This window comes from Bifidobacterium sp. POST2/T3 (B1), assembly GCF_058197115.1.
Genome location: NZ_JBVPQK010000117.1, coordinates 1 through 7,456 on the forward strand (window position 1 = coordinate 1; position 7,456 = coordinate 7,456).

At 58.9% G+C, this 7,456-nt stretch carries 6 protein-coding genes and 1 tRNA gene; 4 read left to right on the forward strand and 3 right to left on the reverse strand.

From position 1 onward, the window contains the following. Positions 1–93 precede the first annotated feature (93 nt). Positions 94–1,104 carry a UDP-glucose 4-epimerase GalE gene (gene galE / locus AC0AP0_RS06725; protein ID WP_490429828.1) on the reverse strand — a complete coding sequence of 337 codons (1,011 nt, stop codon included), beginning with the start codon at positions 1,102–1,104 and terminating at the stop codon, positions 94–96. A 148-nt stretch (positions 1,105–1,252) separates the two neighbouring features. Here galE and trmB point away from each other — a divergent pair, with 148 nt between their 5' ends. From trmB to AC0AP0_RS06745, 4 genes are all read left to right on the forward strand, one after another. Continuing rightward, on the forward strand, positions 1,253–2,065 hold the full coding sequence (gene trmB / locus AC0AP0_RS06730; protein ID WP_490429829.1) for a tRNA (guanosine(46)-N7)-methyltransferase TrmB: 813 nt from the start codon (positions 1,253–1,255) through the stop codon (positions 2,063–2,065). 41 nt (positions 2,066–2,106) lie between these two features. Further along, entirely contained in the window at positions 2,107–4,128 is a 2,022-nt protein-coding gene (locus tag AC0AP0_RS06735; RefSeq protein ID WP_490429830.1) for a GTP-binding protein, read from the forward strand. A 114-nt stretch (positions 4,129–4,242) separates the two neighbouring features. After that, positions 4,243–4,629, forward strand: a complete 387-nt coding sequence (locus tag AC0AP0_RS06740; RefSeq protein WP_254478349.1) for a VOC family protein — start codon at positions 4,243–4,245, stop codon at positions 4,627–4,629. Positions 4,630–4,686: 57 nt separating this feature from the next. Next, positions 4,687–6,219, forward strand: a complete 1,533-nt coding sequence (locus AC0AP0_RS06745) for a xylulokinase (RefSeq protein WP_490429832.1) — start codon at positions 4,687–4,689, stop codon at positions 6,217–6,219. Between the two features lie 301 nt (positions 6,220–6,520). On the opposite strand, the gene AC0AP0_RS06750 is transcribed toward AC0AP0_RS06745, so the two are convergent. Next, positions 6,521–6,592, reverse strand: a tRNA-Glu gene (locus tag AC0AP0_RS06750). A gap of 60 nt (positions 6,593–6,652) precedes the next feature. Next, positions 6,653–7,456, reverse strand: an 804-nt coding sequence (locus AC0AP0_RS06755; RefSeq protein WP_490429833.1) for a glycosyltransferase family 2 protein, incomplete at its 5' end; no start/stop codon positions are given.

Genomic DNA, 7,456 nt, shown 5'->3' on the forward strand with positions numbered 1-7,456 from the left:
AACCAACTGAGCTACGGAGCCGAGGCTGCTCGAACAGCCAAGAGGAAAGTTTACATGAGCGCCGGAGGAATGCAAGCCCCGGCGCGTCGCTACCTAGTCCCGCTGTTGCCAGCCATCGGTGTCGATGTGGTGGGCAGGGTTGGCCTGCCAGGCCTTCCAAGCTGATTCAACGATCTCCTCGACGCCGTACTTGGCGTGCCAGCCCATTTCGGTGTTGATTCGCGTGGGGTCTCCGATCAGATGCGGCGGATCGCCGGCGCGGCGGGGCTTGATGGCCTCAGTGAAGGGTAGGCCCGTCACCTTCTTGACCTCGTCCACGATCTGGCGAACGGATGTGCCCTGGCCAGTGCCCACATTGAAGGCATCATAGCGGCGCTGGTCGCGGTCCAGGTAGTCCAGGGCGGCGATGTGGGCGTCGGCCAGGTCGGAGACGTGGATGTAGTCTCGCACGCAGGTGCCGTCGGGGGTGGGGTAGTCGTCGCCGAATATGGCGGGTGCCTTGCCCTGCCGTAGCCTGTCGAAGAGCATGGGGATCAGGTTGAGGACGGCCGGGTCCTCCAGGCTGACTGGTCCGCAGCCGGCAACGTTGAAGTAGCGCAGGGCGCAGAAGCGGATGCCGTAAGGCTGTTCGCAGGCCCGGGCCATCCACTCGCCGACCAGCTTGGTCTGGCCATAGGGGTTGATGGGGACCATGGGCTGCACGTCCTCGGGGACCACGTCGACCGGGGGCTCGCCGTAGGTTGCGGCCGAGCTGGAGAAGACCAGCTTCTTGGCGTCGGTCTTTGCCATGGCGGACAGGACGTTGATCATGCCGTTCAGGTTCTGCTGGTAGTACCAGATGGGCTTCTCCACCGATTCGCCCACCTGCTTGCGGGCGGCGAAGTGGATGACCGAGTCGACCTTGTTCTCCTGGATGATCTCGGCCAGACGCTGATCGGCGCCCGGCGCGGACACATCGGCGCCGTAAAGGCGGGCATTGCCTATCCGGCTGGGCTTGCCATAGCTGAGGTCATCGACCACGACGACCTCCTTACCGGCCTCCTGCAGTGCGTGGACCACATGGGCGCCGATGTATCCGCAGCCACCTGTAACTAAAACTGACATCTGCATGCCTTTCCTGTCGAAACCGGACGAAAGAGCTTGTTCGATTTTGCAATCTTTTGTTGTTTTTTGTTCTAGATTGAGTATATCACGGGCACATGTGACTATTGTGCCCGCTTGTATCCGCTTTCTAGGATATATATGAGCTGTGATGAGTGCAGAAAGACAGAGCAAGGCCCCCATGAGGTCCATCGTCTCCTATGTGAGGCGATCCGAGAAGCTGAACGACCGGCTGGCGAGGGCTTGGGCTCAGTATTCCTCCAGATACCTGCTCGATTTGGGCCAGGCTGAGGGTTCGTTGACGGTAGCCGAGGATCTGTGTTGCGATATAGCAATGGTCAGGTCGGTCTGGGGGCGGGATACGCCACTGATCGTCGAGATCGGATCCGGCCAGGGGGAGAACGTCGTGGCCAGCGCCCGGGAGCACCCCGATCGGAACTACCTAGCCCTGGAAGTCTATCAGCCGGGGTTGGCCCATACCATGCTGATGGCCGGTAAATCCGACCTTGATAATCTGCGGCTGGCCCAGGTCAACGCACCTGACTTTTTGGCCCGGATGGATCCTCAACTGATCAAGGAAGTCTGGACCTTCTTCCCCGACCCCTGGCCAAAGATGAAGCACCACAAGCGTCGTCTGGTCCAGCCGGCCCTGGCTGAAGATCTGGCGAGGTGTTTGGTGCCAGGCGGCATCTGGCGAATCGCAACCGACATCGAGGATTACGCCCTGCATGTGCATGAAGTGATGGACGGCAACCCGAAATTCAGAAACCTGGGCACTCTGCCAGTCAGTCTGCCCACTCAGCATGTCGGCAAGGGGACGGCTGATAAGGCCAAATCCCTGCCTCATACCATGTTCATGGAGTCGGAGCGGTTCGAAGGCAGAATCGTAACCAACTTTGAGCGCAAGGGGATTCAGGCTGGCCGGGTCATTCACGACCTGACTTATCAGGTTTCGGCAGACTGACCATAGAGTGCGCATAAACGTGAAGACTGAGGGAGGCCCCGATGGTCAAGAAAATAGTGGTGGGGATGCTGGCTCATGTCGATGCCGGCAAGACCACGCTCTCGGAGGCCATGCTCTACCGGGTCGGGGAAATTCGCCGTCTGGGCAGGGTGGACCATGGCGATGCCTTTCTGGACACCAACGATCTGGAGCGTCAGCGTGGCATCACCATTTTCTCCAAGCCAGCCCGGCTGACCTACCGTGATGTCGATCTGACCCTCATCGATACACCCGGCCATGTGGATTTCTCAGCCGAGATGGAGCGGGTCCTGTCAGTCTTGGATTATGCCCTTCTGGTCGTCGACGCGACCGCTGGATTGGAAGGGTACGTCGATACGCTCTGGCGGCTTCTGACACGCTACGAGGTACCCACTTTCATTTTCGTCAATAAGTTGGATTCCCCTGGTGCTGATGCCGCCCGCATCCTTGAAAGCTGCAAGCAACGCTGGTCTCCGGGCTGCTTCGATTTGAGCCGTGGACTCGAGCATGGCGATATGGAGGATGTGGCCCTGCTTGACGAGGATGTCATGGATGAATACCTCAAGACTGATGGTATATCGGATGAGAGTCTGGCAAGGTTGGTTGCCGATCGTCGTCTCTTTCCATGTTTCCTTGGGTCTGCCCTGCGCCTGGACGGGGTCGATGTCCTCCTGGAGGGGCTGGAGCGGTACGCCCTTTCGCCTGTGTATGGCAAACAGTTCGGCGCAAGGGTGTTTAAGGTATCGCATGATGACAAGGGTGCCAGGTTGACCTGGCTCAAGGTGACCGGTGGCGAGCTACCGGTCAAATCTTCTTTGGCCACCGAACTCCGTCATGGAGATGAAGACAGCAAAGAATCGGGTTCTGTTGAGGAGGCGTACAAAACAGCTGGAGCTATGGGAAAGAACGAGCACGTTGAGACGAGGGAGACGGTTGATCAGCTTCGTGTCTATTCGGGAGATTCCTATAGGTTGACGGACTGCGCCCAGGCCGGAAGCATCGTGGCAGCAACCGGCCTTGATCTCACACGTCCGGGGCAGGGGCTTGGGTGTGAGCGGGAGGATCTGACTCCTCTGCTGGAGCCGGTGCTGTCCTATGCAGTGGAAGCCGAAGGGGTGGACCCGCATCACTTGTTGAGCGCCTTGCGCATCTTGGAGGATGAGGATCCCCTCCTGCATGTTGTCTGGCAGGAACGGCTCCAGGAGATCCACCTACGTATCATGGGCCAGGTTCAGTTGGAGGTGATTCAGGTTCAGTTGGAGCGGCGGTTCGGCATGCAGGTCTCCTTCAGCCAGGGCGGGATTCTCTATAGGGAGACCATTGCTGCCCCCGTCGAAGGAGTCGGACATTTCGAGCCCCTCCGCCACTACGCCGAAGTCCACCTGCTCCTGGAACCTATGGAGCCAGGCAGCGGTCTCAGTTTTGCGTCGACATGCAGTCTGGATCGCCTGGAAGGGAACTGGCAGCGGCTCATCATGACCCACCTGGCGGAGAAGGAGCATCTGGGCGTTCTGACGGGGTCGCCCATCACCGATATGCGCATCACCCTGCTGGACGGCCGCGGGCATATCAAGCACACCGAAGGCGGGGACTTCCGCCAGGCCACCTACCGGGCCGTCCGGCAGGGGCTGATGAAGGCCCGCAATATTCTGCTGGAGCCCTGGTACCATTTCAGACTCACCATTCCTCAGGCGAACCTCGGCAGAGCCACGTCGGACATCTACCGGATGAAGGGCAACTTCGCGCAGCCGCAGGCAGACGGGGATACTGTCGATCTGGAAGGGGATGCACCGGTATCGCAGATGCGTGATTATGCCATCGAGGTCAGCGCCTACACTCACGGCAGCGGACATCTGACCTGTTTTTTCAACGGGTTTCGTCCCTGCCAGGACCAGGATGCTCTTGTGGATTCCATCGGTTATGACCCCGAGTCCGACTTGGAGAACACCCCTGATTCGGTTTTCTGCGCCCACGGAGCAGGATACCCAGTCAAATGGAACAAGGTGGAGGACTTCATGCACCTGCCCGGTGGTAAGTACATCTGAAACACAGCCTTGAGGATTGCGTTTGACTTTTCACTGGAATCAAGCGGTTTGCAAAAAGGGATCATTTCGGGCATTTGGATGCTGCCGCTTGGAGATTCCCATAAAATGTTGGACATGATCGATCATTTGACGCTGAAGGTCCGTGACATCCAGGCTTCCATCGATTTCTATAGCCAAGCCCTGGCACCATTGGGGTACGTGGCCAAGGCCCACCATGAGCCCACCATTGGGTTCGGTGCAGAGGATGATGGGGCCCACTCGGACTTTTATCTGACGCCGAGTGAGGACGGGATTGGCTCGCCGGTGACCCACATAGCCTTCAGGGCCGCTGATACAGCAACGGTGGATGCCTTCTACAGGGAGGCACTCGCTGCCGGTGGCCGTGACAATGGTGCTCCAGGGTTGCGCGATTATCATCCCAAGTACTATTCGGCGTTCGTCTTTGATCCGGACGGGAACAATGTCGAAGCAGTGGTGGACTGGTCAGGGGCCCAGGGGTAACTGCGTCAGTCCACATACGAGATCATGTCAGCCTCTGAGCGGCTGGGAAAGCCTAGGATGACCGGTATGACCTATACAGCCGCATTTGATGTGGGGACCACGCAGGTCAAGGCCGTTCTTGTGGATGACCAGGGCTCTGCCAGAGGGTGCGCGTCCAGCGGTCTTCTGCCGATTGACACGGGTGATGGGCGTATCGAGCAGAATCCTGAGGATTGGCTACAGGCCTTCATCGAGGTGTCCCGTGATCTTTTGGCCAGGGCCGGGCGGAATATCGAGCACTTCAAGAGCGACCAGGTCACCGGCATCATCATGAGTGGGCAGATGCAGGACCTGATCGCCCTGGATGCGCAGGGGCAGCCCGTCGGACCGGCGATCCTGTACGCGGATGGCAGGGCCGAAGAGGAGTCTGCTGAGCTGGTTGAAGCCTATGGGGCTGAGTCCTTCCGCGCCCGAGTGGGGAACCCGTGCGATGGGTCCCTGCCCGTAGCCAAGCTGATGTGGATGTCCAGGCATCAGCCCGACCGGTATGCGCAGGTTCGCCATGTGCTCATCGATGCCAAGGATTATCTGATTTGGTGGCTGACCGGTGTCTACTGCGGCGATGTGACGGCCTGTTCGACGGCAGGCGCCATGGATCTGTGCTCGCGTGAGTGGAGAAGGGACATCCTGGAAGCAGCAGGCGTGGATACTGCGACCTTCCCGGAACTCTATTGGCCATGGGAGAGCGTCGGCGCCAGCACGCCGGGCGCATCCGCTGCCACGGGGTTTGCTCCGGGAACCACAGTCTATGCAGGAATGGGTGATGCTGGGGCATCCACCTTGGCTGGCGGGGTATTCCATCCTGGTCAGTTCAATATCAACCTGGGCACATCCGGGTGGATTGCCACAGTGACAGACCGAGCTGTAACTGACCGCCCTGGAATGGTCAATCTGGCCTATCTGGGCACAGACAGCATTATCAACACGGTGCCATTCCTCAATGCCGGCAATGTGCATGCTTGGGCCACCGGAGTCTTCGCGGGGGGCAGTCGGACCGATGGCGACGGCGACCCCTATCGACGTATGGGGCACTTGTTGGAGTCCAGCCCTGCAGGAGCGCGTGGTGTGATTTGCCTGCCCTATCTGGTGGGGGAGCGCTTCCCGATGATGAACCCTTCGATCCGCGGAGCCTATATCGGCATTTCTTCCGAGACCGAGGCCTGCGATCTTGCCCGAGCGGCGCTGGAAGGTGTGTCCTATTCGATTCGCCAGGGGCTCGATCTGCTGGGCACGCCCATCGAACGCGTCACCCTGATTGGTGGTGGCACCCGTGAGTCCCAATGGTGCCAGATGCTGGCGGATATCCTTGACGCGCCCGTTCAGGTGCTTGATGATGCCCATCTCATGCCTGCAGTGGCCTTGGCCGAGCTGGTCTCCGTTGGCAAACAGACCGGCTCGTCTTCCCGGCCCGATCTGCAGGCCTTGGAAAAGTTGGTGGAAGCGAACCTTGTTGGACGGGTCTATTCACCCGACGACGCAAACCGTCATGTGTACGATGCCGGTTACAACCGGTTCCGGCGGTTATATCCGGCTTTGGATTCCCTCCGGTAAGTGCCCATCAAATGTAGTCGTTGCTAATGGCTGGCGAGGGCTATTCAGGCTGGCCTACGGATGGCAACAGGTTTGATTGCTCTCGCATGCTCGCAGACTGCACCAAGCAAAGCTGTAGAAATTTAAACAAGGAAGTCGTCATTTTGCTAGGGAATTTCCCTCGAAGGCGAGTTATACGTGTGTACTAAAGTGTGCACTATCTTAGTTTGATAGAGCTCTAAACGGCCCGATTCTGGTTTTGCACTGAATCTTGTCCGAGTCTGCTGCGGCTGTATTCCGCCATTTTTAACCCTTTGCCTTGTACCCCCGGAGAGAGTCGAACTCTCGCTGTCAGATTGAAAGTCTGGTGTCCTAACCGTTAGACGACGGGGGCGAACGTGCCCATGATACCCGCCCCCTATGGACCAGGCAAGCCTGGTGTGCCGTCCGCTGGTCAGTGGTCCTCCTGATCCAGCTCCTGGTCGCGCCGGTGGAAGAGCTCCATCTGTTCGCGGATCCAGACACGTTCCGCAGGGTTGATATCGGCGGATTCCAGGTACTTCTGGTAGACGGGGTAGAAGGCTCTGAGTATGGGGTAGATGGCATAAAGGGTGTGCTCGGGCTTCTGCTCCCTGGTGTGTTGCGGATGGGCATCGAAGGTGTTCTTGAAACGCTGCATATAGTGGCGAAAGGACGTGAAGGATGTGTCCATGCGGCGGGCGCTGATGCCCACGTTCATGTCCTTGCAGTATACCGTCTTGAACCCCTGGTCAATCAGATGCAAGGAGATATCGACATCCTCATGCATGATGTCCTCTTTATCCCTGCAGACCTGATTGCGTATGGCCCGCCAGGCCGTGGCGCGCAGGGCCATGTTGGAGCCATAGAGCAGGTATTGCCCGTCGTCGGCCCGATAGATGGCCCGACGGATGGTGTTGTCGCCCTTGAGTCCGATCTTCTTCCCCGGCATGTCGTAGTAAGCCACAGGACCGGTGGCGCCCATGGCTTTTGGATCACGGGTGAAGATGCCGGAGACCACCTCGACCCAGTTGGGTCGCAGCATGCAGTCGGCGTCGATCCGGCCCAGCACGTCGCCTGTGGCCCGGTCAAGTCCGTAATTGCGGGTGGGGATCAGCCCTTGTTCGCTGTCCTGGTGGAGGAGCTTGACATGCTGGTCAGGATGCTGGTCGATGAATTGCTGGACGATGGAGGCCGTTGCGTCCGTAGAGTGGTTGTCGACTACCAGCACCTCCTTGGG

Coding starts and splice junctions, on each gene's coding strand:
- AC0AP0_RS06735 (WP_490429830.1), top strand. CDS start 2,107: ATGGTCAAGAAAATAGTGGTGGGGATGCTGGCTCATGTCGATGCCGGC.
- AC0AP0_RS06740 (WP_254478349.1), top strand. CDS start 4,243: ATGATCGATCATTTGACGCTGAAGGTCCGTGACATCCAGGCTTCCATC.
- AC0AP0_RS06745 (WP_490429832.1), top strand. CDS start 4,687: ATGACCGGTATGACCTATACAGCCGCATTTGATGTGGGGACCACGCAG.
- trmB (WP_490429829.1), top strand. CDS start 1,253: ATGAGTGCAGAAAGACAGAGCAAGGCCCCCATGAGGTCCATCGTCTCC.
- galE (WP_490429828.1), bottom strand. CDS start 1,104: ATGTCAGTTTTAGTTACAGGTGGCTGCGGATACATCGGCGCCCATGTG.